Below are 24499 nucleotides of genomic sequence, written 5' to 3'. Positions count from 1 at the left end.
TTGGGCTGCTTGCTTCTGACTACCGCTGCGTATTGGCCAGCCCCAAGCCAGGGCAGGCGCGCTCGCGAGACTCAGTGCCCCTACTGACTCTGCCCCTGCGCCGCTTCGCCGCTTGTGCCTGAACTCGAGCCTGAGCCTGAGCCCGCGCCCGCTCCGGCGCCAGGCTCCGTCACATCGGGTGTAGGCGTCGGCGACGACGGCGGCTGCTCCGACGGCAACGCGCCCGGCGCACGAATGATGGGCGGCACGCCGAACGGGAACGTCGGTGCGCCCGCACCCGACGCAGCCACGGCGCCGGAAGCCGCAACAGCCCCCGAAGCCGGCACGGCCGAAGCCGCCGTCGATGTCGAAGCAGCGGATGCAGCCGAGGCAGCCGAAGCGGCCACCGCGCCAGAAGCCCCGGATGCCCCGGACACCTCCGACGCCGGCACCGCCCGTGGCGGCGTCCGCTTCACCGGCGCCACCACTTCCGTCTTCTTCGTCGACGGGAACAGATGCTCGATCCACGCACGCAGCTTCTCGCGGAACACGTCGAACCAGCCCGGCTGCACCTCGGTCGTGAACTTCGCACGCGTATCGACGATGCGAGTGGACAGCGCCCGCGAAAAGAAGTCGCCGACAATCGGCAACGCGCTGTGGGCGCCCTGCCCCCAGTAGTCGCTGCGCAGCGTCACGCGTCCGTCGTCGAAGCCTACCCACGCGCCCGCCACCAGTTGCGGATGCATCAAGATGAACCAGCCGTCCGTGTTGCCCTGGGTGGTGCCGGTCTTGCCCGCCACGTCGGCGCGAATGCCGAAGCGCGTGCGAATCGCCGAGCCTGTGCCGCGGTTCACCACGTCGCGCATCACGTCGATGAGCGTCTTGTCCGCGGCCTCGGGCAGCGCCTGCTCCGGCGAGGCCGGCTCGAATTCGGCCAGCACGTTGCCGTCGTGATCTTCGATGCGCGTAACCATGCGCGGCTCGTGATAGGCACCGTCGTCGGCGATGGTCGCGTAGGCCGACACCATCTCCTTGAGCGTGACCGGGCTCGTGCCGAGCGCGAGCGACGGCACCGTTTCGAGCCGGCTGTCTCGCACGCCCATGGCGCGTGCGAGACGCGCCACGCGCTCCGGTCCCACCGTCTGCATCAACTGCGCGGTGATGCGGTTGCGCGAGTACGCGATCGCGTCGCGCAGCGTCATGGGACGGCCGGTTGGCGGCACGTCGTCGTCGGGGCGCCAGACCTCGCCGCCTGCTAGCGGGATCTCGACGGGCTGGTCGATGAAGGTGTCGGTCGGTTTTGCGCCCTGTTCGAACGCGGCGCCGTAGACGAACGGCTTGAACGTGGAACCCGGCTGGCGGCGCGCCTGCTGCACGTGATCGAAGGGCTCGTCGGTGAAGTCGCGGCTGCCCACCCACGCCTTGATCTGGCCGTTGCGCGGGTCGATGGCGAGAAAGGCCGCTTCGATACGCGTCTTGTCCTTGCACAGACCGCGCATGAACGAGCGGTCCGCGGCGAGTTGCTTGAGCGCCGCTTCGTCGGTCTGCCCGGCGTCGCGCGCGGCGCGATAGTCGGGGCTCTCGCGCATGAAGGCGCGGAACGGGTCGCTGCCGGCCGAGCAGCCGTCGCGTCCGCTCCATGCGCCGTTCGCGATGCCCTGCAACTGGTTGCCTTGCCGCGCGAGCGCCTGGGTCGCCATGGCCTGCAGGCGCGAATCGATCGTGGTGCGCACCACGAGGCCGTCCGAATAGACGTTGTAGTCGTTGCGGTCGGCCCACGCGATCAGCCACTTGCGCAACTGCTGCGCGAAATGCGGCGCGGGGCCGGGCGGCTCGGTCTGCCGCTCGAAGTCGACACGCAGCGGTTTGCGTTTCAGGCTCTGGAACGCGGCGGGGCTCAGCTTGCCGTACTTCACCATCTGCGCGAGCACGGTGTTGCGCCGCTCCAGCGCGCGCTCGGGGTTCAGCACGGGGTTGTAGTAGCTGTTGCCCTTGAGCATGCCCGTGAGCGTGGCGGCGTCGAGCACGTCCAGTTCACTCGCCGATTTGTTGAAGTAGGTGCGCGCGGCCATCTCCACGCCGTAGGCGTTGTAGAGGAACGGCACCGTGTTCAGATAGGTTTCGAGAATCTGGCTCTTGCTGTAGACCGCTTCGATCTTGAACGCAGTGATGGCTTCCTTGAGCTTGCGCGTGAGCGTGGGCGCGCGGCCAATCTGGTCGGGATAGAGATTGCGCGCCAGTTGCTGCGTGATGGTGGAGCCCCCCTGGCGGTCGCCCGAAAACGTGTGCAGCGCCGCGGACGCCGTGCGCCGCCAGTCGAGCCCGTGGTGCTCGTAGAAGCGGTGGTCCTCGGTCGAAATGAGCGCATCCACCATGTGCGGCGAAATCTCGGCGAGCGGTACCCACTCGCGGTTGGATGGCTTGAACTCGGCGAGCAGCTTGCCGTCGGCGGAGAGAATCTGCGCGGGCTGGTCCACGCGAGCCTTGCGGATGTCGCTGATGCTCGGCGTGAACGGAATCAGCACGAGCACGTAGAGCGCGAAGAGCGCGGGCACGGCGGCCACCGCGAGGGCCACGCCGCGACGCGTGGGATACCGCAGATGGAACCACGCGGCACCGGCCAGAAAGCGCACCGTGGCGAGTGCACGGGCGGCCAGCGGCGCCGCAACGGACCTCGTCTTCGTCACGGCAGGCTTGGCGTGGGCCAACCAGCGAGCGCAGCGCTCGCGGACAAGGGAAACGAATCGGCGGTTCACGCGGGAAGGGGAGCGGCTGGAAAAGCGTGCATCGTACCAAAAGTGTCAAACGGGGCGGGGTGTGCGGCTGGACGTGCGGCTGGATGCGCGGCGGGAGCCGGTGGCGCGCGGCATGTTCGCGCCAGACCGCGCTCAGCCGTCTGTGGCGTCCTGCGGATAGCGCGGCAGGCCATCGGCCACCACGACCCACGGCAAGCTGTCCGACGTCCACGTGTGATGCATCGGCGGCACCCGCGCAGGCGCATCGAGGCTGCAGGTGGCGACGTCGATTTCATCGGGAAAGTCGCGGTGCTGGTAAGTGAGCGACGTGCCGCATTCGGGGCAGAAGGTGCGCAGCACCGGCTCGCTCGACGCATAGCGCTTCGGCTCGCCGCTCACGAAACGGAACGCCGTGCGCGGCACGCTGAACCAGGCAACGACGGGCGCGGCCGCCACGCGTCGGCAATCGGCGCAATGGCAGACAGTGGAATCGAAGGGCTCGCCGTGCACTTCGTAGCGGACCTGTCCGCAATGGCAACCGCCTCTGAGCAGCATGGTTCCTCCTGGCTTTCGCGTTGAAGAGCGCCCCGCGCCGTGTGGCTCAGCGCGCGTGCCTTGCATTATAGAAACGCTTGCTGGGGGCCGATTGGGGCCCATCGGGTGCGGTTAGGCCCGATTGGTGTGGTTAGGCCTGGTTGGCAGGCACGGGCGGCTGCGCCCGATCCGCTTTTTTTGGGCCGACCGCGCCGACGAGCGACGGATTCCCACCGCGAGCGCCGTTCAAGAGACATCGCAGTCATCGCACGAGGGACTCCGCATGGTCACGTCCTCCGCTTTCAATGCCGCCCCCGCCACGGAGGCCGCCGCCATCGCGCTCAACCGCTTCGGCCTGGGCGCGCGGCCCGGCGACGCGCCGCCGCGCGAGCCGAAGGCGTGGCTCGTCGAACAGCTGAGCGCTTATCAGCCGATGCCGGCCGCGTGGTCGGGGCTGCCCTCGTCGGTGGCGCTCGCGACGGACTTCGCACAGCGGCGCGAGCAGGTGGTCGCGGCGCGCAAGGCAGCGGAGTTCGCTAACGCGTCGAATACGAAAGCCGGCGGCGTGCCGCCGCAAGCGGCGGACGAGCAGGCCCAAGGCCGCGCGGGTCGCGGCAACGCCAGCGACATGACCCTCAATGCGGCCACGAATGCGCCTCCCACCGCCCCGCTCGCCGACAAACAGCAAGCGGAAAAGGCCCTGCGCGCCGACGTGGTGAGCGCCTACCGCGCCGCCGTCAACGCGCGCGTGACGAGCGCGCTCGTCACGCCGACGCCCTTCGTCGAACGGCTCGTGCACTTCTGGGCCAACCACTTCGCGGTGTCGACAGAAAAGCCCGCGGTCGCCGTGCTTGCCGGCGCCTTCGAGGCCGAAGCGATCCGCCCGCACGTGCTGGGCCGCTTCGAAGACATGCTAGTCGCCGTCGAGCGGCATCCCGCGATGCAGGTTTTTCTCGACCAGACGCGCTCGGTGGGTCCCGACAGCCTCGCCGCGATGCGCGCCGACGCGCGCGACCCCACGCACAAGCGCGGCCTCAACGAGAACCTGGCGCGCGAGATCATGGAACTGCACACGTTCGGCGTGCGCAGCGGCTACACGCAGCAGGACGTGACCGAGTTCGCCCGCGCACTCACGGGCTGGAGCGTGGCGGGCGTACGCCCGAACCCGCGCATGGCGCCCGCCCAGCCGGGCACGTTCGTGTTTCGCACCGCGCTGCACGAGCCGGGCACGCGCACCGTGATGGGCCGCAGCTACAGCGAACCCGGCGAACAGCAGGCGCTCGCGATCCTGCACGACCTCGCCGCATCGCCCGCCACCGCGCGGCACATCGCGGGAAAACTCGCGCGCCACTTCGTGGCGGACAACCCGCCGCCTGCCGTCGTCGATCGCCTCGCGAATGCGTTCATGCAAAGCGGCGGCGACTTGCCCACGGTCTACCGCGCGCTGATCGACTCGCCCGAGGCCTGGTCGCGCCATGCCGCGAAATTCAAGTCGCCGTGGGAGTGGGCCGTTTCGGCCATGCGCGGACTCGGCTGGCAAGACCTCGGCGCCTTCCAGGCCGCGCCGCTGCTCACGCAGCTGGGCGAGCCTGTCTGGCGGCCCGGCTCGCCAGCAGGCTACGACGACATCGCGGCAAGCTGGGCCGCGCCCGACGCGCTCGTGCGCCGCGTCGAAGCCGCGCAACGGTTCGCGGCGCACGCGAGCCCCGACCTTGACCTTGACCCGCGCACGCTCGGCCAGCAGCTTTTCGCGGGCACGTTGAGCGAACCCACGGCGCTCGCCGTCTCGCGTGCGGAAAGCACGTCCACGGCGATCGCGCTGCTGCTCGTCTCACCCGACTTCCAACGGAGATGACCGCTATGCTCACTCGCCGCCGCTTCATGCGCCTTGCCGCCGCCGGCGCAGGCGCGATCCTCGTCGCGCCGCGCATCGCGTTCGCGAGCGTCGCGACCGACCGCCGCTTCGTGTTCGTGATCCAGCGCGGCGCCGCCGACGGCCTGCACATCGTCGTGCCCTACGCCGACCCCGCGTATGCCGCGCTGCGCGGCGCGCTCGCCGTGGATGCGTCCACGGCCACGAAGCTCGACGGCACGTTCGCGCTGCATCCGTCGCTCGTGCAGACCGCGCAGATGTACGCCGCCAAAGAAGCGCTGTTCGTGCACGCCGTGGCCTCGCCCTATCGCGACCGCTCGCACTTCGACGGACAGAACGTGCTGGAAACGGGCGGCAGCGCGCCGTACCAGGTGAAGGACGGCTGGCTCAATCGACTCGTCGGCCTGCTGCCGCCTTCGCGGGCAAACGGGCACGCGAGCGCGATTGCGTTTGCGCCCACCGTGCCCGCGGCGCTGCGCGGCAAAGCCGACGTGACGTCCTACGCACCTTCGGCCTTGCCGCCCGCGCCCGACGATCTGCTCACGCGCGTCTCGCAGCTTTACGAGCACGACGCGCAACTTCATCCGCTATGGCAGGAAGCCATGACCGCGCGCGGACTCGCGGGCGACGCGAGCGCCCGCCAGGATCCGGCGAGCCTCGGCAAGCTCGCGGCCAGTTTTCTGGGCCGCGACGACGGCCCGCGCATCGCGATGATCGAGACCGGCGGCTGGGACACGCACAGCGCGCAAAACCCGCGCCTCGCCAATCAGCTGAAGGCGCTCGACACGATGCTCGCCGCGCTGCGCGACGGGCTCGGTGCGCAGTGGGCGAAGACCACCGTGGTGGTGGCCACCGAGTTCGGCCGCACCGCCGCGACCAACGGCACGGCGGGCACGGACCACGGCACGGCGTCCGTGGCCATGCTGATGGGCGGCGCCGTGGCGGGCGGACGCGTGGTGGCCGACTGGCCCGGGCTGCGTCCGAACGATCTCTACGAAGCACGCGACCTTAAACCGACCGCGTCGCTCGATGCGTTGATTGCGGGCGCGGCGGCGGAGAGTCTGCGGCTCGATCCCGAGCGGACGGCGCGCACGCTATTCGCGCAGAGCGGTGCGGGTTCGCTCGCGCAGCGGCCGATGACAGGGTTGATTCGCGCGTGATGCGTCTGCGGCGTTGCTTTGGCGTTGCTTTGCCGTTTTTTTGGCAGCTCATGCCGTGTCTGTGCCGCGCCTGTGCCGTGTCGGTAACTCGATTCACCACAACCTCAAACAAAGGGAGCTCATGATGAAAAGAACCTTCGGAACGTTCGGCCTTGGCGGTCTTCAGACGATGTCAGCGGCGTTGGCGTGCGCCGCGCTGCTTTCAGCGTGCATCGTGGAACCGGCGCGACCGCCGCGGCCCGAGCCGATGGTCGAAGTGGTGCCCGCTGCGCCGGGGCCGGCGTATCACTGGGTCAAAGGACACTACCGGTGGGAAGGCAACCACTGGCAGTGGGTGCCGGGGCATTGGGTGGGGGGGTATTGAGGGGAGCGAGCCGGCCGTGAATTACGGCTTGAACTCAAGCCTGGGGTCATAGCCTGGGCCTACAGCCCGGCCTCACAAGCTGGCTCGCGGCCCTGCTCTCAGCGCGGATCATGGCCCCGTCAACACCAACCGATGCACCGTCTCCCCTGGCAAGAACGGCACCGCCTCACCCCGCACCCACGCCTCATGCCCCGCAAGAAAGTACGGCGACAGCGGGTGCCCCGACTGCCCGCCCGGCATGTCGAAGATGCCGTCCTGCTCGCGTCCCGGCGAGACGATCATGCGCTCCGATGCCCCGAACGACGGCGCCTGCACGCGCGGCATGTTGATGTCGCCGGGCAGCGGATCGTGTGGCGCGCCAAGCGCGCCGCGCACCCACGGCAGCCACGCGGGAACGAGCCGCGCGAACGGATGCTCGATGGACGCGCGATTGCGCTCGCCCCAGCGGGCGTTATCGACCGTCGTGCCTTTCGGCAGTTCGCCGATCGCGTGGTCGATGCGATCGAGCACGAACGCGCGCCAGTTCGTCTCGTCATCGGGCACCCAGGCGTGGTTCGCGGCGAGCGTCTCCATCACGGGCGCGTAGCGCGAACTCGCCATGCGGTAGCTCCATTGCGGCGCAGAGCCTGGCAGTCTGTCGGCGAAACTCGCGGCGAAACTCGCGGCAAGACTCGCATCGAGCTTGCCGAACCAGCCTTCGTACATCGAAAAGAAAAACCCGCGCACGAGCCGGTAGCCGACGGCGTCGGCATCGGCGCGGCCGTTCCACTGTTCGAGCTGGCGACGAAAAGCGGCGCGCTGCGGATGGTCCTTCAACGCATCGGCATCCAGCGCGTCGAGCGCCACGCGGCGCCAGCGTTCGATCCACCGTGCGCGGTCGTCGGTCTGGATAGCGAGCAGGTCGCGCTCCGTGGCGTGCGGCAGCGCGAGCAGGTCGTCGCGAATCTGCGCGGCACGCGCGCCAGGATCCGCGCCCGCGTCGCCAATGCGGCGCTGCTCGTCGAGCGGCAGCGCGCGATTGTTGGCTGTCCATAACCGCCCGAGCGACGGATCGATTCGCGCGGGATACGCGTCGGGCGGCAGGTAGCCCTGCCAGCCCACGTAGGTGGACGACTTGAACGGCAGGTCGCTTGCCGCGGCGCCGGACGACGTCGCTTCATGCCGCGGCAGCGGTCCCGCAAGCGTCCAGCCGATGCTGCCGTGCGCATCCGCCACCATGATGTTCTGTGTGGGAATGCCGCTGGTTTGCGCGACGTGCAGCGCGTCGGCCACGTTCTGCGCGTCTTCGAGTGCTTGCAGGTGCAGGTTGACCGCCTCGCGGTCGTGCGCGACCCAGCGCAGCGCGTATGCGTGCGTGCCGACTACCCACTCCGGTCCCCAGTGCGTTTCGATAACCGGCAGATCGACAGGCGCGCCGCCCTTCACGTCGATACGTTCGTGGACCACCGTCGCGCGCGCCCAGCCGCCGGGCACGCGGTAGCGCAGCGGGTCGGCCGGATCGCGTTCGAGATCGATGAGGTCGATGAAACGTCCGTAGCTGTTCGTGAAGCCCCACGCGACGTGCCCGTTGCTGCCCGCAATCACGAGCGGCGCGCCCGGCAGGCTCACGCCGACGACGCGGTGCAGCGTGCCTTTGCTGCTCTTCGCGGCGTTGGCCTCCTTTGCGGCCGGCCATTGCAGCGCCACGCGGTACCAGATATTCGGCAGCGAAAGGCCAAGGTGCATGTCGCTCGCGAGAATCGCGCCGCCGTGTGTGCTGGCCGCACTGTGTGCACCATCGACCACCCAGCCGTTGCTGCCCACCGCGCCGCTTTCCGCTACGAGCGGATCGTCGAGCGAGGCCAACGCTCGCGCGTTGGAGGGTTGGATGGTCGTCGAGGTCTGCGAAGCCTGCGAGGCTTTCGAAGTCTGCAGCGCCTGCGAGGCTTTCGCGGTCTGCGCAGACCGCAGCCAGTCCGGCCGCGTGGATGGCACAGCGGGCGCTGCGAGAGAATCCGCAGCCGCAGCCGGCGCCGACGCCGCATCGAAAGGCGCGTCCCACTGGCTCGCCTCGGGCAGCAGGAACGCGAACAGGTCGGGCGGCACGCGCTCGCGCAGCGCGGCGCGCGCGAGAATGCGGCGCGCCTCCTGCAGTTGCAGATCGAGGTACATCGCGTAGACGACGAGCGCCGTGTCTTCGGGCCGCCACGCCGCGGGCCGCGTGCCGCGTGCCGAGCAGCCAGTATTCGGGCGGCCGCGACGCGAGCGACGAGAGACCGTCGTTCACGCCCGCGGTGTAGCGGTCGATCAGTTCGCGTTCCGCAAGCGGCGCTGCTTCCACCAGTCTGCGTGCATGCTCGCGAAACCGATGAAGCCGGTTGCGCCGATCGAGATCGAGCGCGGCGGGGCCCACGAGCGCACTCATTTCACCGGCCGCCACGCGACGCAGCAGATCCATCTGGAAGAAGCGATCCTGCGCTTGCACGAAGCCGGTCGCGTAAGCCACGTCGCCACGGTTACGGCCTGTGATGGTGGGCACGCCGAGTGCGTCGCGCTCGATGGTGACGGGCGCGGTGAGCGCTGCCGTGCGATTGGCCTGCCAGGCGCCGTCAAGCTGCGGCAAGCTCGCGCGCAGCACGAGCCAGCCCGCCACCGCGACGCTCGCTACGAGGGCTGCAATGAGCACGACTGCAGCCACGAGCGTCGTGCGCCAGCGCGACCGACGCCAACACCGCACCGGCGACGCATCGCGCCGCTGCGAGGACGTGTCGAGATCGGTCATCGGCGAGCGCGCAGTGAGCGCACCAAAGCAGCCGTCAAAGATCCGCGGGCGAAAGCGTGATGCGTGCGCCTGGCACCGTCGCGCGGCTCTGCACGGCGCGCAGAATGCGCGGCCGGTTCAATTCGAAGGCGAGCTTGAGCTGGTGATCGCTTTCGTTGCGCGCGCCCAGTTGCCCGCAGACCGTCTCCACCGGCAGCGCGAACGCCTGGTAGCCCCAGCCGAAGCCGTAGGCGGAGAACCACACGGTGGCGTTGTCGGAGAGGATGGGCAACGTGACGTCGGTGCAGGAAGGCGTGTTCATAGCGTTGACCTGTTGTAGCGGGAACGGGTGGCGAAATGGCCGAAAGGTGGCACGGCGGGAAAGATCCCGCGCGCAGTCTCGCACAATGAGATGACAAAAGCAGACGCGCGGCGGTGCGGCCTTGCGGCGACGCAGGGATTTCCGGTTCGCCCGGCAGGTTTTCGAATCTCTGCGCAGCGGACGGCATGGTCCAAAGTGGTTACCTGAAAATACCAAAAATCGGATATTCACCGAAGCCACTCCGGCGCCTAACCTTGGCTCTGTCGCGCTACCGGCAGTCCACATCGAGGCTCGCCGTCACGCCGAACCGCAGTCTCAAACCTCAACCCGATGCGCACTCACGGAGAATCGTCATGCAAGCTCGTCTCGACTTCTACAAAGCCAGCCCCAACGCCGTCAAAGCCATGCTCGGACTCGAAGAGCGTATCGCGCGCTCGTCGCTGGAAAAGCCGCTGGCCGAACTCGTGCGCCTGCGCGCTTCGCAGATCAACGGCTGCGCCTTCTGCGTAGACATGCACACCACGGACGCGCGCAAAGGCGGCGAATCCGAACGTCGGCTCGCCACGGTGGTGGCGTGGCGCGAGACGCCGTTCTTCACCGAACGCGAACGCGCGGCGCTCGAATGGACCGAAGCGCTCACCCTCGTCTCGCACGACCGCGTGCCCGACGCGGTGTGGGAGGCCGTGAAGCCGCACTTCACGGAGGAAGAACTGACCGACCTCACCTTGCTCGTCACGGCCATCAACGGCTGGAACCGCTTCGCTATCGCGTTTCGCAAGATGCCCGAATGAGGCGGCGGGCCGAGCCGGGCCGGAATGCGCCGATAAGCGTTTGTCTATCCGGCGCGGCGGACTGATTCGGGCCGCCTGCTTCGGGCTGACGGATTCAACGCCTGTTGATGCGGGCGCGAACCCGCTCAGATAAGAAGCGAAATGATCCCGCCGACGGTGACGGCCGCGGCCAGCCACCGGCCCGCGCTGTAGTAGCTGTCCTTCTGCTCGGATTGCTGCTCGGGGCTTTCGAGCCCCAGCGTGCCGTAGGTGAACGACTTGATCGGCGATGACGATTGGGCCGGCTTGCCCGTGGATGCATCGGTCGATGGATCGGTGGATGCATCGGTGGACTGGCTCGCCGGGAGGTCGTGGTTGGACGCCGCGCGGGTGGTCTGTGCGTCGCCGCTTTGCGGGTCCGCTGTGGCTTCGTTGCCGGCTTCATTACCTGCCTCATTGCCTGCTTCGCCGCTTGCGTGTGGGCTGCCAAGCTGCGCGTTCGCATCTTGCGTACTGGCTGCCGGGGTCTCGCTGGCGAGGCGCCCGGACGCGCCGTACAACGGCGAATCGTCGGTGCGCCGCGCCGGTTCGCCCAGCCGCACTTTCACACCGGTTTCGGAGGAAGCGGGCGCATCGGCACCGGATGCGCCCGCGTTCGCCGCGTTAGCCGAGCTGACACGCGCCGCCGCATCCGTCTGCTGTCCACCGCCCTGCTTCGCCGACGCCGCGCGATAGAACGCCGGATCGACGGCCTCGCCGCCCGAACCGGAAACCTGCATGGCTGAGTCCTCCCATCGTCGTTGATGCGCTCTCCCGCAGAGCGCCGCAGAGCGCCCGGCGCAGGCGCCATCACGAGCCGGGCAGTTGCTATATCGACCGCTCGCGCGCGGGCTTGACGGCCGGTAACGCGCGGGAAGAATTGGGAAAGGGACCGGGAAGAGACTGCCGACTGCGGCGCAACGGCGGTCGACCCAACGCAGCGCGAGTCGCCGCGCAGAACCACTGCCACACGCGGCGCGTCAAGGCTCGAAGTCGAGCCCGCCAATCAGAATGTGCGGTTCGCCCTGGCTGCGCGACGAAAGATCGACCTCGCGCGCGGCTTCCCACGCGTGCATCTTGCGGGGAATGGCATCCAGATAGCAGTCGAAGCGGGCTTCGCCGTCGGACTCCATGAGACGCAGAATTTCGTCGCTGTCCCACGTCAGCGAAAGGTCGAGCGGATGCGCGTACACATGCCGATGCTCCCCCGGATGGCCCGTGAGCCGCACGCGCGTGGGGTGCCCGCGGCCCTCGCGAGGAATGACCTCGATCGTCACCGCGTCGCCCACAAGATGCCCCAGCCGTTCCACGATACGCGGGACAAAGGCCCGCTCGAACCGGTCCGCCGCTTCGTTGTCCATGCGTGAACTGCTCCGTCGAATGTCGCTGTCCTGATGTTGGAAATGCTTAATGGTGCCGCGTGGTGCGAGGATGGTGCCGGCAGCGGCGCCCCGCAAGCACGGTGCCCATGTCGCACGCAGGAAGAGAAACGCAATGTACACCGCCATGTGCCGGCGCGGCGTCGGTATGTGCGAACAGCGCCGCGAGTCATCGCGGCCGCTCCAACGCTCCGCCGCTCCGGCACGAAGCCATGCAAGCCGATACGAAGCTGCCGCCCGCCAAACCACCCGCGACGCGAAAAAATCCCGCTGCAGTTGTCGATTCCGCGCCAGCCCGTTCGTCGTCGCTACGAGACGGCTGCAAGACGTGCAATACGTCCGATACGTCCTCTATGCCGCTCGCCCGCGCGAACATTCCCAAGGAGCCCACCATGTCCAGTTCTGCTGTGAATCCCATCCCGCCCGGCATGCACACCGTCACGCCGCACCTCATCTGCGAGGGCGCCGCCGAGGCCATCGAGTTCTACAAGAAGGCGTTCGGCGCCGTAGAGGCGTTCCGGCTCGACGGGCCGAACGGCAAGATCGCGCACGCGTGCATCCGCATCGGCGACTCGTCGGTCATGCTGGTGGATACGCAGCCCGGCTGCTCTGACAGCCCGGTTTCGCTAAAAGGCTCGCCCGTCACGATCCATCTGTACGTGGAAGACGCGGACGCCGTGATGGACCGCGCCGCCGCCGCGGGCGCGAAAGTCACCATGCCCGCGGCCGACATGTTCTGGGGCGACCGCTACGGCCGGCTCGAAGATCCGTTCGGACACCAATGGTCCGTTGCGACGCACAAGCGCGACCTCACGCCCGAGCAGATCCGCGAAGGGATGATGAAAGCGTTCGGCTGAAGACAGCCGGTCAATCGACGCAAACGCATCGCCGCACGCGCGCCTGCCCCTGACCGGTAACCGACACCCGATACCCGGTACACGGCAACGCGACGCGTGCTTCGCCCTCCAGCCACGCGCCTCGCGCGGCAAGGCGCCCTCGCGCCTGCCCGCAGGCCCTTCACGAAGGGATCCACCATGCAAAAGATCGCCCCGTTCCTGTGGTTCAACGGTCAGGCCGAAGAGGCCGCGAATCTCTACACCTCGATCTTCAGGAATTCGCGCATCACGGAAATACAGCGCTACGGCGAAGCGGGACCGGGCGAAACAGGATCGGTGATGTCCGTGTCGTTCGAACTGGAAGGTCAGGCGTTCATCGCGCTCAACGGCGGGCCGGCGTTCACGTTCTCGCCGGCCATCTCGTTCTTCGTGCACTGCGAGACGCAGGACGAAGTCGACGCGCTATGGACAAAGCTCGGCGAAGACGGTGGAGAGCCCCGGCAGTGCGGCTGGATCAGCGACCGCTTCGGCGTGACGTGGCAGATCGTGCCCACCGCGCTCGGCAGAATGCTGCGCGACAAAGATGCCGGGAAGTCGAAGCGCGTCATGCAGGCGATGCTGAAGATGGTGAAGCTCGACATCGCCGCACTGGAAGCGGCGTACGAAGGGCGCTGAACGCCGCACGTTTCGCACGGCGCAGCGCCCGTTTCATCCGCTCCTCAGAAGCGACAGAAGCTCCCCAGGGCTACCGCGCCGGCTGCCCTGCATACGAAGCCGGCTTCACGTCACACGTGGCGCTCGCGTGCGAACCGTCGGCGAAGTTGAACGTCATCGGGATGCGGCTGCCGGGCACAGGCGGCTTCACCGGCTGTTCGAGCATCACGTGGTACCCCTTCGGCGCGAACACGAGTTCGCCGTGCGCGGGTACCTCGGCGGAGTCGATGGCCACCATCGTCGACGTGCTGCCGTTCGATTCCGTCCGGTGCAGCATCGCCATGCCGAACGCGGGTGTGGCCACGCCGGTCAGAGACGCGGCCGCGTCGCCGCTGTTCTTCAGCGTGAAGTAGCCCGACGACGGCACCGAGGCCGGCATCGCGCGAACCCAGCAGCCGCTCACCTCGACCTGCGAGGCGGCCTGCCCCGCGGCCTGTGCGCCTGTCATTGCACCTGTCATTGCCCCTGTCATTGCGACTGCCAGACAGCATGCGAGCGCCACCTTGCGCGCGAACACCGCGCCGTTGCTCATCCTCTTTGAAGCCTTCATACCTGCCCTCCTCGTTCACGATTGAAGTGATGGAACCCATGGAAAAACGCGTCAAAACGCGTAGCGCATGCCGGCGAAGACACTGCGTCCTTCGCCGGGATAAAAGATCGCAAGACTCGATGCCGTGCGGGCGTCGGCCACCGTGCTGATGTCGCTCACGTAGCGCTTGTTCGTGAGGTTGCGTGCGTCGACGAACACGGACACGCCATTGCGAAAGTCGTAGCCCGCGTTGAGGCCCACGAGCGTGTAGCCCGGCACGCGCAGCGTGTTGGCGTCGTCGGCCCACGCGCCGGCGGGCACCCAGTCCACCGTGGCGGCCATGTGAAAACCATCGGGCCGTGCGTAGCCGAGCGATGCGCGCAGCACGTTCACGGGCACGCCCGCGATGCGGTTCGAGCCGTACTGCGGGTCGTTCCTGAAACGGAAGTCGCTGTAATTCCACAGCCCCGAGAGCGTGATGCGATCGCCCGCGCCGGATCGCACGATATCGCGCAGCAGATCCACGGACGCCGCCGCCTCCACGCCTTGCAGCACGGTGCGATTCGCGTTGAAGGTGGACGCGGGAATGTCGGGGTTCGTCGTGTACTGCAGCAGTTGATCGCGCACCATCGACCGATACGCCGTGAGGTCCCAGCTCACGCGTCCGCTGCTGCCGCGCGTACCGATCTCGAGCGTCCACGCGTGCTGCGCCGCGAGCGGCGTGAACTGCGTGGTGCGGCTGAACGTCTGCGTGAGGTCGGTGAAGTCGGGCACGTCCTGGCTGCGCGTGATATCGACGAACGCCTGAATATCGCGCCGCGGTTGCCAGAGCAGACCCAGCTTCGGATTCGCGCCGCTGTAGCTCTGGCTCGCCGACTTGTAGGTGGGATCAGCCGCGAGCCCGCCGTGGTCGATGTACTGGCGCACGTCGTGCAAGAACTTCACGCCCGTCATGAGCGCAAGCGTGGGCAGGAAGAACAGCCGGTTCTCGACGTAAGCCTCGTAGTTGTACGCGCGCTGCGTGGAATCGAGCGTCTGCGTGCCGCGATTGCCGTTCACGTTCACATACTGCTTCGCCTGCGTATTGCCGCCGAACACGCGCGCCCCCGCGATCACGTCGTCGCGCATGCCGGCCACCTCCAGCGTGGCCGTGTAGCGCGGCGCGAAGCCGTAGGTCCAGCCGTCCTGGTCGATCACCTGGAAGATGGGGTGATAGAGGCTCTTGTGGATAGCCCACGTATCGAAGTCGAGCTGCCCCACATCGAGCTTCACCGTCGTGCGGTTCGCAATGCGTTCGGTGCGCGTGTTGCGCGCCTGGTCGCCTGCAATGGCGCTCGCGGCGGCCTTCGTGGGATTGTTCAATGCGTCCGTGAGCGAGAGCGTGCCGGGCAGCTTCTGGTCCACGACATAGGCGCCCAGGTAGAAGCGCGTCTCCACGCGCGGGCTGAAGCGGTAGCCCACGTTCGCATTGAACTGCTCGTACTGCCCACGCTCGTGAGCGCGAAAACCATCGGCATGATTCACCGAAAACGTCGCGAGGAAATCGAGCGGCCCGATCACGCGCGAGAACTGGGCGCTCGTGCGCAGCGTGCCGTAGCTGCCGCCTTCGAGCCGCACGATGTTCGGCGCAAGCGCGGTGTAGGCCGTGGGCGTGAGAAAGTCGATGGCGCCGCCCAGCGTGGACGAGCCATACGCAAGCCCGTTGCCGCCCTTGTAGACCTCCACCGACTGCAGCGCGAGCGGATCGATCTGGTAGTAGTCGCCGCTGCCGTCTGCGAGATTAGTCGGTATGCCATCCTGAAGAATTTCGAGTCCGCGCGTGTGATACGAACGCGCGATGCCCGAGCCGCGAATGGAGAGCCTCAGCTCCTGCCCGTAGCGGTTCTGCACGAACACGCCGGGCACGTCCTTCAGCACGTCGCGCAGCGTGAAGGCGTAGGTGTTCGCGTACGTGCTGCTATCGACGAAGCCGACTGAGCCCGCCGTTTCGAAGAGCGTGCGGCGTTGCTCTTCGACGGTGGACGAAGTGAGCGATTTCGAGGCGCTGTCGCGCACGACGATGACCGGCAAGACGTTTGTGGCAGGCGCGTCCGTCGTGGCAGTCGTGGCGGTCGTGGTGGCCAGAGGCTGCGCGGCTTGCGCGAAGGCGTGGCTCGCGAGCATGGCCGCAAGGCCCGGCAATAGGCGCCGAGGTTGGAATGTGTAGCCCATGATGGTCTCTTTGTGCGGTTGTTCCTGGGGTGCCCAGTGCCTCAGTGCTCGTGCACGTGCGCAGCGGGTTCGGGCGCCGTCACGCGCACGAACGGCGCGGGGCTGCGCAGCGCATGCGGGTCCGCGCCTTCTGCAGGAATCTCGGTCCATGCGCGGCTGCCGCGCTCGCAGGTCTGCTCGACAGGGAAGAACAACGTGCGGCCCGGCGTGGCGGGCAGTTTCATGACGAGGCCGAAGCGGTCGTAGAAGGCATCGGGCAGCGGGCCGCCGCGCCACTCCACGGACTGCACCGTGCTCGTGATGACGGCGCCGTTCTCGCCCGCAAGCGGCGGATCGACGGGGCGCGTCGCGATGCGCACGGTCCAGCCCGGTTTCATCTGCGGCTTCACGGAGGTCACGCCCTCCGGAATCGTCACGCGGATGGCGACGGTGGCAGCGCCGTCGCAACCGTGCGGCACCTTGAGCGAGGTTTCGAAGTACGAGCCGGCCACGCCTTCGTTGGGCGCGGTGGTGATGTGGGCAGCGGCGCGCCCGGCGACGGACGCGAGCGCGACGAGAAGGGAAACGGCGAGCGCGCGACGGCGCGGCGCACGGCCGTTGAAAGCGATGAGCATGACGGTTGTCCTTGAAGAACGAGATCGAATGACGTGGCCGGCGTTCGTCGCGGCGCGTTGCGCGTGAACGTGAGCGCAGGGAAGCGTCGAAGGACGAAGCAGGCCGCTAAATCGGGTTCGGCGTGTTCAGTGCCGTTCAGGCAACCGTCTGCGGGGGGCCGCGCGGCGTGGCAAGCGCGAAGCGCGGCAAGGGCAGCACGTGCCGCACGCGAAGTGCGAGGACTCGCTGCGAAGCGACGAGCGACACGACGGCGACGAACGCCGCGCCGCCAATGGGCGGCGCGTGCGCGAGCAGATTGCAGTAGCCGCACGCCTTCGCGTGATGATCGTCGTGAGAAGGCGAATGGGGGCCGAGAACGGAATCGCGTGCGGGCTCGTATAGAGGCGATGCGCGAGCCTCGAGCGGCAGCGCGGCGTTGTGCGCGGAGCACAGCGCCGCGCGAAGTTGCGCGCGCACGTCGGCTGGCGCCGACGCGGGCGCAACCGGCTGCGTCGGCAGCAGCTGCGTGACCACGGGCGCGACGATCGCCAGCCACATGGCGAGCAGCCCGACCCAGGCTGTGAGCCGGGCGCGATGCGCGCGCCGCCGGGCACGCGGCGGCTGATCGCAGCGGCCTGACGACTTGGTTCGCCTTGCTCGCTGCTGCCACACGCGCAGCGTCGACGCGCGCGGCCACACAGGCGCCACCCAAGCCGCCGACATCGCGTCGAGCAAGCCGCGCAGGCTAGCCATTCCGGCAAGCCTGAGCGACCCCAAGCACACGCACGCGCATGGCGTTCATCGGCGTCACTTCGCCGTCACTTCACCGTGAACGTGTAACGGCCCTGCGTGCGATGGCCGTCGGCCGCCAGAGCGATCCATGCCACGCTGTACTGGCCCGGCGCGAGCTCACGCAGCGCGACGGTCATGCGCTTGTGGTTCGCCGCATCCACCGCCGATTTGGCGGCGGCCACGCTCTGGCCGTGCGCGTCGGTGACGTCGATGGAACTGAAGGCGGGTTCGAGCGCGTCGTCGAAGACGATCACGACTTCGTGAGGCGCCGCGACGGTGGCGCCGGCAGCCGGCGTCTGCTGCTTCGGATGTGCGTGCGCGTAGGCGAACTGGGCGAGGACGAGCGCGAAGGCGGCAACCAGGCCGCGGGCGAAGAAAGCGGTTTTCATGATGAACCTGAGGTCGAAACGATTGAACGGAAAGCGGAAAGCGAACCGATATCGCCGCGCGAGCCGCCAGGCGCGATGCCATCGCGCAGGCGAAGGCATCGCGTGGGCCTGCCGTGCCCGCATCGCATATCGGGTCGCGAGCCGCTGTGCCCGCACGAAGGCAGACCGACAGAAGCTCACGCGTCCCAGCGAGACAAGGCACCGGCGGCAAGCCGCACGAGGCGATATCGAACGAAAACGAAAGAATGCGAACGAAACCCGACGGCGAAAAACAAGCCGACGAATTCAGTCGATCACGAGAAGAGAGGAGGGGCGCGAGGCTGCGCGGCAGTGAGCGCGAACGCCCGGCGCAGACTTTCGAAGCGGGTGGCGACGCGGTGCGCGATGGCGCGCACGGTGAGCACGAACATGGCCTGCGCGGTGGGCAGGGCCGGCGTGTGAGCAAAGAAGCCGCAGTACCCGCATGCCTGCAGATGGGCGAAGAGGCCGTGCGAAGCGGAATGCGTGGACGAGTCGGGCAGCAGCGCCGTGCTCTCCGGCGTCGCCTGCGTCGAGCACAACGCGAGATCGAAGGCCCGCGTGTGCGCTTCGCTGCTGAACTCCATGCGGCCGGCCGCGGCCCGCATCTGCGAGATGGCAGGCGCGAGCGTCAGCATCAGGATTGCAAGCAATCCGAGCAGACAGCCGGTTTTCCGCTGGAGGCGATTGAGCATGCTGGCGAGGGAAGGCATACGGAGAAGCGATCCGCCGTGCGGCGAATCGATCAGCCGCGATTATGCCATCCGCCCGCCGGCGCTGCCCGGGCCTTCCTGGTTCGAGCCTTCCTGGTTCGAGTCTTTTGCGGCGCCCGCCTCCCGGCTCGCGCCGGTTGCGCTCAGGTCTTCACGAGCGGCGTGCGCACAGGCAACTCGCGAATACGAACGCCGGTGGCCGCCGCGAGCGCATTCGCCACCGCGGGCGCGACGGGCGGCACGCCGGGTTCGCCCACGCCCGTGGGCGCTTCCGCCGAAGGCACGATATGCACCTCCACCGCCGGCATTTCGTCGATGCGCAGCATCCGGTAGTTGTGGAAGTTCGACTGCTCGACCTCGCCGCCGTTGAGCGTGATCGCGCCGTAGAGCGTCATGGCGAGCCCGAAGCCGATGCCGCCTTCCATCTGCGCACGCACCACGTCTGGATTGATGGCGACGCCGCAGTCCACGGCGCACACCACGCGGTTCACCTTGAAGGTGCCGTCGGACTTCACCGTGACTTCGGCCACCTGCGCGACGTAGGTGTTGAACGCCTTTTGCAGCGCGATGCCGCGTCCGCGCCGCTCGCCCGCTGCACCCAGCGCAAGCGGCTGGTCCCAGTTGGCCGCTTTCGCTACCGCGTCGAGCACGCCCCGCTCGCGCGGGCTTTCCGTCAGCAACGCGCGGCGGAATTGATACGGGTCCTTGCCGGCTGCGTGCGCGGCTTCGTCGATCAGCGTCTCGGTTGCGAAAGCCGTGTGCGTGTGGCCCACGGAGCGGTACCACTGCACCGGCACCGTGACGTCCTCGGGAATGCGCTGCTCCACGCGCAGGTTCGGAATGGCATAGGGCAGATCCGCCGCGCCTTCGACGATCGTGCCGTCGATACCGTTCTGGATGAACGCCTCCAGCCCCGAGCCCTTCAGGAAAGACTGGCACACGATGCGGTGATGCCAGCCCGTCAGCTCGCCGCTGCTGCTCACGGCCGCGCGCAGACGATGCACGTTGAACGGGCGATAGCTGCCCGCGCGCATGTCGTCCTCGCGCATCCACACGAGCTTGATGGGCGCTTTCACGCCCTGCTGCTGCGCGGCCTTCACGATGGCCGCGGTTTCGCAGAGATAGTCCGAGGTCGGGTTTGCGCGCCGCCCGAAGCTGCCGCCCGCATAGACCTGGTTGATCACCACCTGCTCGGGCGCGAGGCCCAGCACGCGCGCCACGTTGATCTGGTCCATGGTCTGCCATTGCTCGCCGTTCCAGATCTCGCAGCGGTTCTTCGTGACGTGCATCGCGCAGTTCATCGGCTCCATCGACGCATGGGCCAGATACGGAAACACGTAGTCGGCCTCGATGATCTTCGCGCCGCCCTCCGGCTGCAGTGCGCGGTCCACGTCGCCGCGTTTGGCCGCGACATCCGCGGGCTGGCCCGCGAGTTCGCGGTAGTGCGCGAGCATCTGCTGCGTGCCCATCGTGAACGCGTGGCTCTCGTCCCACTCGACACGCAGCGCGTCGCGGCCCTGACGCGCAATCCAGGTGTTCGCCGCGAGCACCGCCACGCCGGGCGCGCTGTGGCCCGTGCCCGGATACTGCACCACCGCCACCACGCCGCGAATGGCGCGCGCCTTGCTCGCATCCACGTGCTTCACCGTGGCGCCGAACTTCGGCGGACGCGCCACGCTCGCCACCAGCATGCCGGGCAGCTTCACGTCCTGAGTGAAGACGGCTGTGCCGTTCACCTTGGCCGGCGAGTCTTTGCGATGCACGCCGGTCTTGCCGATCAGCGTGAACTGCGACGGGTCTTTGAGCGGCACGTCGGCGGGCGGCGTGACCTTCGCCGCGGCGGCGGCCAGTTCGCCGAAACCGGCGCTGCGGCCCGACGCGGCGTGCGAGACCACACCCTCGCGCACGGTGATGCTCGACGCCGGCACGTTCCAGCGCTCGGCCGCCGCGCTCACGAGCATGGCGCGCGCGGTCGCGCCGGCCTTGCGCATCTGCTGCCACGACGCGGCCATTGCCGTGCTGCCGCCCGTGCCCTGGAACTTCATCTTGCCGAAGGCGAGGTTGCTGTAGCGCTCACGGTCCGCGGGCGCGGCCACCACCTTCACCTTGCTCCAGTCGGCATCGAGTTCTTCCGCGGCGAGCGTGGCGAGACCGGTGAAGGTGCCCTGCCCCATCTCGAGATGCTTCGATACGACGCTCACCGTGCCGTCCGTATCGATGCGAATGAAGGCGTTGGGCACGAAGGCGGCGTGGCTGGCGGCTGCGTTGGCGGCGGCGTTGACTGCCGTTGCGGATGCGGCGGCTGCGGCCTTCGGCGTCGCGGCGCCTGCGGCAGTTGCGGCGCCGGCGAGCGGCGCGAGACACACGCCCAGCGCGAGGCCGCCCGCCTGCTTCATGAAGCCGCGGCGGCTCACGTTGAGCACGACGCCAGGCGCGGCATCGGCGGCGTCTACGGTTGCATGGGAAATGGTGGCAAGGCTCGCGTCGCGCGCGGCCAGATGCCGGGGGTTATCGCGTTTCATCGTCGTCCCCTACGGATGGGCTGCTTCGTTCGTTCGGATGCTCGTTCAGCGGTTCGCTTCGCGGCGTATCGAGTTCGAGCACGAGGCTCGATCACGCGGTTCAGCCCAGCGTGCCCGCCGCCTCGTGGATCGCCGCGCGAATGCGCACGTAAGTCGCGCAGCGGCAGACGTTGCCGTTCATCGCGGCGTCAATGTCGGCGTCGGTCGGCCGCTCGTTCTGCGCAAGCAGCGCGCTCGCGCTCATGATCTGGCCGGACTGGCAGTAGCCGCACTGCACGACGTCGATCTTCTGCCAGGCCTCCTGCACGGCCTTGCCGGCCGGCGTGGCGCCAATGGCTTCGATGGTGGTGATGTGGCGGCCGTCGGCGGCGCTCACGGGCGTCACGCACGAGCGGATGGGCGCGCCGTCCAGATGCACCGTGCATGCGCCGCACAGCGCCATGCCGCAGCCGAATTTGGTGCCGGTGAGGCCGGCTTCGTCACGCAGATACCAGAGAAGCGGCATCGCGGGGTCGCCCTCGAAAGTGCGAGGTTGGTCGTTGACGATGAGATGGATCATGACCGCTCCTGTGGGTGGACCGTATGAGCAACGCATGCGGCGCGCTCGTTGTCTCGCGGATTGTGTCGCGGGCTATCTCGCGAGTTGTGTCGCGGGTTGTGTCGTTATGCGATGAAGCGCATCAGGATTGCGCATTTCGACGCGCATTGCCAGCGCGCAGCTTCGCATCCACAGGAACAGGCATGAAATACACAGAATCAGGCTAGGGCCGGTTCACATCGGGCACAGACTCTAGGGCGTGCTGCGCTGCGGCCGCCGCCACGTGGCCTGCCACAGCCCTTCGAGCGAATAGACGGCGAGCGCGAACCAGATCGCGCCGTAGCCGATCAGTTGCACGCGGCCGAAGGGTTCGCCATACAGCAGCACGCCGAGCAGCAGTTGCAGCGTGGGCGTCACGTACTGGATGAGACCGAGCATTGAAAACGGAATGCGCCGCGCGCCCGCCGCGAAGAGCAGCAGCGGAATCGCCGTGATGGGACCGGCCGCCGCGAGCAGCAGTTGCACGCCGAACGGCGCGGCGGCGAAGCCGTTGGCGCCGCGCGAGGCAAGCCACAGCAGATACAGCAGCGCCACCGGAAAGAGCAGGATGGTCTCCAGCGTCAGGCCTTCCAGCGCGCCGAGCTTCGCCGTCTTGCGCAAGAGCCCATAGCCCGCGAACGTGAAGCCGAGCGCGAGGCTGATCCATGGCGGATGCCCGTTCTGCCACGTGAGCCACACCACGCCCACGCCCGCGATCGCCACGGCGAGCCACTGCCCGCGACGCAGCCGCTCGCCGAGAAACACGAGGCCGAACAGCACGTTGATGAGCGGATTGATGAAGTAGCCAAGGCTCGCGTCCACGATATGGTCGGCGTTCACGGCCCAGATATAGATGCCCCAGTTCGCCGAGAGCAGCACCGCACTCGCCGCGAAGCGCGCGACGAGCGGCCGGTCGCGCAGCACGGGCCCGAGCCAGCGCCACTGCTGCCGCACGGTGAGCACGGCCACGAGAAAGAGCAGCGACCACGCCATGCGGTGCGCGAGCATTTCGAGCGCGCCGATCTGATGCAGCGTCTTGAAGTAGACCGGAAAGAGGCCCCAGAGCGTGAAGGCGAGCAGTGCGTAGAGAATGCCGGGATTCATTGATTGTTATGTGGGTGCGAGAGGCGGGCAGTGGCAAAGACAGGCGCGGCGCGATACGGTGCCAGGCGCCTTTGGAGGCAGCTGCGCCCGTTTTTGCGACAATATCGGATTTTGCCGTCCGCACCGGCTGCTGTCCATGAAGGCCCGGGCAGCTCGTCCCCTCCGGGGGAAGCCTCGCGCAAGCCTCACAACCGGGAACGCCCAAGGAAGCCGCAAAGGTCCACCCAGCGATGTCATTACCTCATATCGACCTGCTCTACTCGCTCTCCGGCCTTTGCGTCGGCTTTCTCGTCGGCCTGACAGGCGTGGGCGGGGGTTCGCTGATGACGCCGATTCTCGTGCTGCTGTTCGGCATTCATCCGGCGGCGGCGGTGGGCACCGACCTGCTCTACGCATCGGCGACGAAAACGGCGGGCACGCTCGTGCACGGGCTCAAGGGATCGGTGGACTGGCTCGTGACGCTGCGGCTCGCCGCGGGCAGCGTGCCGGCGGCCACGATCACGCTGCTCCTGCTGCATCGCTACGGCATGGATACGCCGCACGGCAGCCAACTGATCCAGATGGTGCTGGGCGCGGCGCTCCTCATCACGGCGACGGCGCTCGTGTTCCGCCCACAGCTCGCCGCGTTCGCGGCACGGCATCGCAAGGAGCAGACGCAGGCGCGCACCATGACGCTCACCATCGTGACGGGCGCGGTGCTGGGGGCGCTGGTGACGCTCACGTCGGTAGGCGCGGGCGCGATCGGCGTGACGGTGCTGTTGCTGCTCTATCCCGCGCTGCCTGTCTCGCGCATCGTGGGCTCGGACATCGCGCACGCAGTGCCGCTCACGCTGCTTGCAGGCGCGGGACACTGGCTGCTGGGGTCGGTGAACTGGTCGCTGCTGCTCTCGCTGCTGACGGGGTCGCTGCCGGGCATCGTGATTGGCAGCCTGCTCGCTTCGCGTGCGCCCGAAGCGCTGCTGCGCAATCTGCTCGCGGCCACACTCACGCTCGTGGGCGTGCGGCTGGTGCTGGCCTGATCGCCAGCCTCGATTAGCCTCGGGTCAGCCCGAACGCCTGCCGTCTCGGCAAGGCGATCTCAACGTTCAGCTTTCGTCCGGCGAGCGCTCTGGCGCCCGCTGTTCAGCGGAAGAACCGGCAGTTCAGGTCGGTTTCGAACTGGCGCACCCACTGCCCGCCGGTATCCATTCGATACGACTGCGCCCAGCCGCCGCGGCGCACGGTCACGAGCGACCCATGCGCGGCGTCGAACGGATCTTCGTCGCCCGTCACGTCGAAGTGCGCCGGCGCGAAGCCGTGCCGCGCGCACACCAGCTCGAAAGCGGCCCGGTCGCCGATGGGCAGGTCGGTGTAGGTCAGGTGTCTCATTTCGCTCACCTCGCGCTCGCCTCGCGTTCTCGTGTGCACGTCGCTGCTGCCGGCAGCGTTCCCGACGCGCACCCGCACACGCTACACCGCCGACAGGGAAAGTTGTGTGTCAGCACGCACACTGAGCTTTCGGTGAAACGACGTTGCAGCCGCGTTGAACCTTCGCTGAATCTTCGCCGTGCCCTCGCTGAACCCTCGCTGAACCCTCGCTGAATCGTCGCCGGGCCATATCTAGCC

22 protein-coding genes and 1 pseudogene are annotated in these 24499 nt (G+C 68.0%); 7 read left to right on the top strand and 16 right to left on the bottom strand.

What is annotated here, in order from left to right:
• Positions 1–80: 80 nt before the first annotated feature.
• Both PKKP23_RS10780 and PKKP23_RS10775 read right to left on the bottom strand, forming a co-directional pair.
• Positions 81–2735: a penicillin-binding protein 1A gene (locus PKKP23_RS10780; RefSeq protein WP_420873213.1), complete on the bottom strand. Its 2655-nt coding sequence runs from the start codon at positions 2733–2735 to the stop codon at positions 81–83.
• A gap of 132 nt (positions 2736–2867) precedes the next feature.
• Positions 2868–3269, bottom strand: a complete 402-nt coding sequence (locus PKKP23_RS10775; protein ID WP_126876855.1) for a GFA family protein — start codon at positions 3267–3269, stop codon at positions 2868–2870.
• Positions 3270–3531: 262 nt separating this feature from the next.
• Here PKKP23_RS10775 and PKKP23_RS10770 point away from each other — a divergent pair, with 262 nt between their 5' ends.
• From PKKP23_RS10770 to PKKP23_RS10760, 3 genes are all read left to right on the top strand, one after another.
• Positions 3532–5103 (top strand): DUF1800 domain-containing protein, encoded by a 1572-nt coding sequence (locus tag PKKP23_RS10770; RefSeq protein ID WP_126876854.1) that lies wholly within the window; start codon positions 3532–3534, stop codon positions 5101–5103.
• A gap of 5 nt (positions 5104–5108) precedes the next feature.
• Entirely contained in the window at positions 5109–6281 is a 1173-nt protein-coding gene (locus PKKP23_RS10765; RefSeq protein ID WP_126876853.1) for a DUF1501 domain-containing protein, read from the top strand.
• A gap of 124 nt (positions 6282–6405) precedes the next feature.
• Positions 6406–6645, top strand: coding sequence for a YXWGXW repeat-containing protein (locus PKKP23_RS10760; RefSeq protein WP_126876907.1), 240 nt, complete (start codon positions 6406–6408; stop codon positions 6643–6645).
• A 108-nt stretch (positions 6646–6753) separates the two neighbouring features.
• Here the strand turns inward: PKKP23_RS10760 and PKKP23_RS10755 are convergent.
• Together PKKP23_RS10755 and PKKP23_RS10750 are read right to left on the bottom strand one after the other, a co-directional pair.
• Positions 6754–9406, bottom strand: a pseudogene (locus PKKP23_RS10755) (penicillin acylase family protein).
• 34 nt (positions 9407–9440) lie between these two features.
• The gene (locus PKKP23_RS10750; RefSeq protein WP_017772951.1) at positions 9441–9707 is read right to left on the bottom strand and encodes a hypothetical protein; all 267 of its coding nucleotides are present in this window, start codon (positions 9705–9707) and stop codon (positions 9441–9443) included.
• A gap of 353 nt (positions 9708–10060) precedes the next feature.
• Between PKKP23_RS10750 and PKKP23_RS10745 the strand changes: the two genes are divergently transcribed.
• Complete coding sequence (locus PKKP23_RS10745; protein WP_126876852.1) at positions 10061–10498, top strand: carboxymuconolactone decarboxylase family protein; 438 nt, start codon at positions 10061–10063, stop codon at positions 10496–10498.
• Positions 10499–10623: 125 nt separating this feature from the next.
• Here the strand turns inward: PKKP23_RS10745 and PKKP23_RS10740 are convergent, their stop codons facing one another.
• Together PKKP23_RS10740 and PKKP23_RS10735 are read right to left on the bottom strand one after the other, a co-directional pair.
• Positions 10624–11256, bottom strand: a complete 633-nt coding sequence (locus PKKP23_RS10740; RefSeq protein WP_126876851.1) for a hypothetical protein — start codon at positions 11254–11256, stop codon at positions 10624–10626.
• 240 nt (positions 11257–11496) lie between these two features.
• Positions 11497–11877: a DUF5594 family protein gene (locus PKKP23_RS10735; protein ID WP_126876850.1), complete on the bottom strand. Its 381-nt coding sequence runs from the start codon at positions 11875–11877 to the stop codon at positions 11497–11499.
• Positions 11878–12287: 410 nt separating this feature from the next.
• Between PKKP23_RS10735 and PKKP23_RS10730 the strand changes: the two genes are divergently transcribed.
• Together PKKP23_RS10730 and PKKP23_RS10725 are read left to right on the top strand one after the other, a co-directional pair.
• Positions 12288–12752, top strand: coding sequence for a VOC family protein (locus tag PKKP23_RS10730; protein ID WP_126876849.1), 465 nt, complete (start codon positions 12288–12290; stop codon positions 12750–12752).
• A gap of 177 nt (positions 12753–12929) precedes the next feature.
• Positions 12930–13406, top strand: a complete 477-nt coding sequence (locus PKKP23_RS10725; RefSeq protein ID WP_126876848.1) for a VOC family protein — start codon at positions 12930–12932, stop codon at positions 13404–13406.
• A 70-nt stretch (positions 13407–13476) separates the two neighbouring features.
• On the opposite strand, the gene PKKP23_RS10720 is transcribed toward PKKP23_RS10725, so the two are convergent.
• From PKKP23_RS10720 to rarD, 9 genes are all read right to left on the bottom strand, one after another.
• Positions 13477–13917, bottom strand: coding sequence for a copper chaperone PCu(A)C (locus PKKP23_RS10720; RefSeq protein WP_176048923.1), 441 nt, complete (start codon positions 13915–13917; stop codon positions 13477–13479).
• Between the two features lie 129 nt (positions 13918–14046).
• The gene (locus tag PKKP23_RS10715; RefSeq protein ID WP_420873217.1) at positions 14047–16230 is read right to left on the bottom strand and encodes a TonB-dependent receptor family protein; all 2184 of its coding nucleotides are present in this window, start codon (positions 16228–16230) and stop codon (positions 14047–14049) included.
• Positions 16227–16799 carry a YcnI family protein gene (locus PKKP23_RS10710; RefSeq protein ID WP_126876847.1) on the bottom strand — a complete coding sequence of 191 codons (573 nt, stop codon included), beginning with the start codon at positions 16797–16799 and terminating at the stop codon, positions 16227–16229. Before PKKP23_RS10710 ends, PKKP23_RS10715 begins: the two co-directional genes overlap by 4 nt.
• A gap of 136 nt (positions 16800–16935) precedes the next feature.
• Entirely contained in the window at positions 16936–17532 is a 597-nt protein-coding gene (locus PKKP23_RS10705; protein ID WP_126876846.1) for a DUF2946 domain-containing protein, read from the bottom strand.
• Positions 17533–17597: 65 nt separating this feature from the next.
• The gene (gene copC, locus PKKP23_RS10700; RefSeq protein WP_026121066.1) at positions 17598–17960 is read right to left on the bottom strand and encodes a copper homeostasis periplasmic binding protein CopC; all 363 of its coding nucleotides are present in this window, start codon (positions 17958–17960) and stop codon (positions 17598–17600) included.
• 293 nt (positions 17961–18253) lie between these two features.
• Entirely contained in the window at positions 18254–18673 is a 420-nt protein-coding gene (locus tag PKKP23_RS10695; protein ID WP_126876903.1) for a DUF2946 domain-containing protein, read from the bottom strand.
• Positions 18674–18834: 161 nt separating this feature from the next.
• Positions 18835–21087 (bottom strand): xanthine dehydrogenase family protein molybdopterin-binding subunit, encoded by a 2253-nt coding sequence (locus tag PKKP23_RS10690; protein WP_205703001.1) that lies wholly within the window; start codon positions 21085–21087, stop codon positions 18835–18837.
• 226 nt (positions 21088–21313) lie between these two features.
• Positions 21314–21772 carry a (2Fe-2S)-binding protein gene (locus PKKP23_RS10685; RefSeq protein WP_126876845.1) on the bottom strand — a complete coding sequence of 153 codons (459 nt, stop codon included), beginning with the start codon at positions 21770–21772 and terminating at the stop codon, positions 21314–21316.
• A gap of 231 nt (positions 21773–22003) precedes the next feature.
• Positions 22004–22894 carry an EamA family transporter RarD gene (gene rarD / locus PKKP23_RS10680; protein WP_017772937.1) on the bottom strand — a complete coding sequence of 297 codons (891 nt, stop codon included), beginning with the start codon at positions 22892–22894 and terminating at the stop codon, positions 22004–22006.
• 230 nt (positions 22895–23124) lie between these two features.
• Here rarD and PKKP23_RS10675 point away from each other — a divergent pair, with 230 nt between their 5' ends.
• Positions 23125–23913, top strand: a complete 789-nt coding sequence (locus PKKP23_RS10675) for a sulfite exporter TauE/SafE family protein (protein ID WP_017772936.1) — start codon at positions 23125–23127, stop codon at positions 23911–23913.
• Between the two features lie 103 nt (positions 23914–24016).
• Here the strand turns inward: PKKP23_RS10675 and PKKP23_RS10670 are convergent, their stop codons facing one another.
• Positions 24017–24262 (bottom strand): hypothetical protein, encoded by a 246-nt coding sequence (locus PKKP23_RS10670; RefSeq protein WP_017772935.1) that lies wholly within the window; start codon positions 24260–24262, stop codon positions 24017–24019.
• Positions 24263–24499 lie beyond the last annotated feature (237 nt).

Source organism: Paraburkholderia kururiensis JCM 10599 = LMG 19447 (genome assembly GCF_003986935.1).
Classification (GTDB): Bacteria; Pseudomonadota; Gammaproteobacteria; order Burkholderiales; family Burkholderiaceae; genus Paraburkholderia; species Paraburkholderia kururiensis.
Note: the sequence above shows the minus strand (reverse complement) of the source record. Positions and strands in the feature narration are given on the sequence as shown.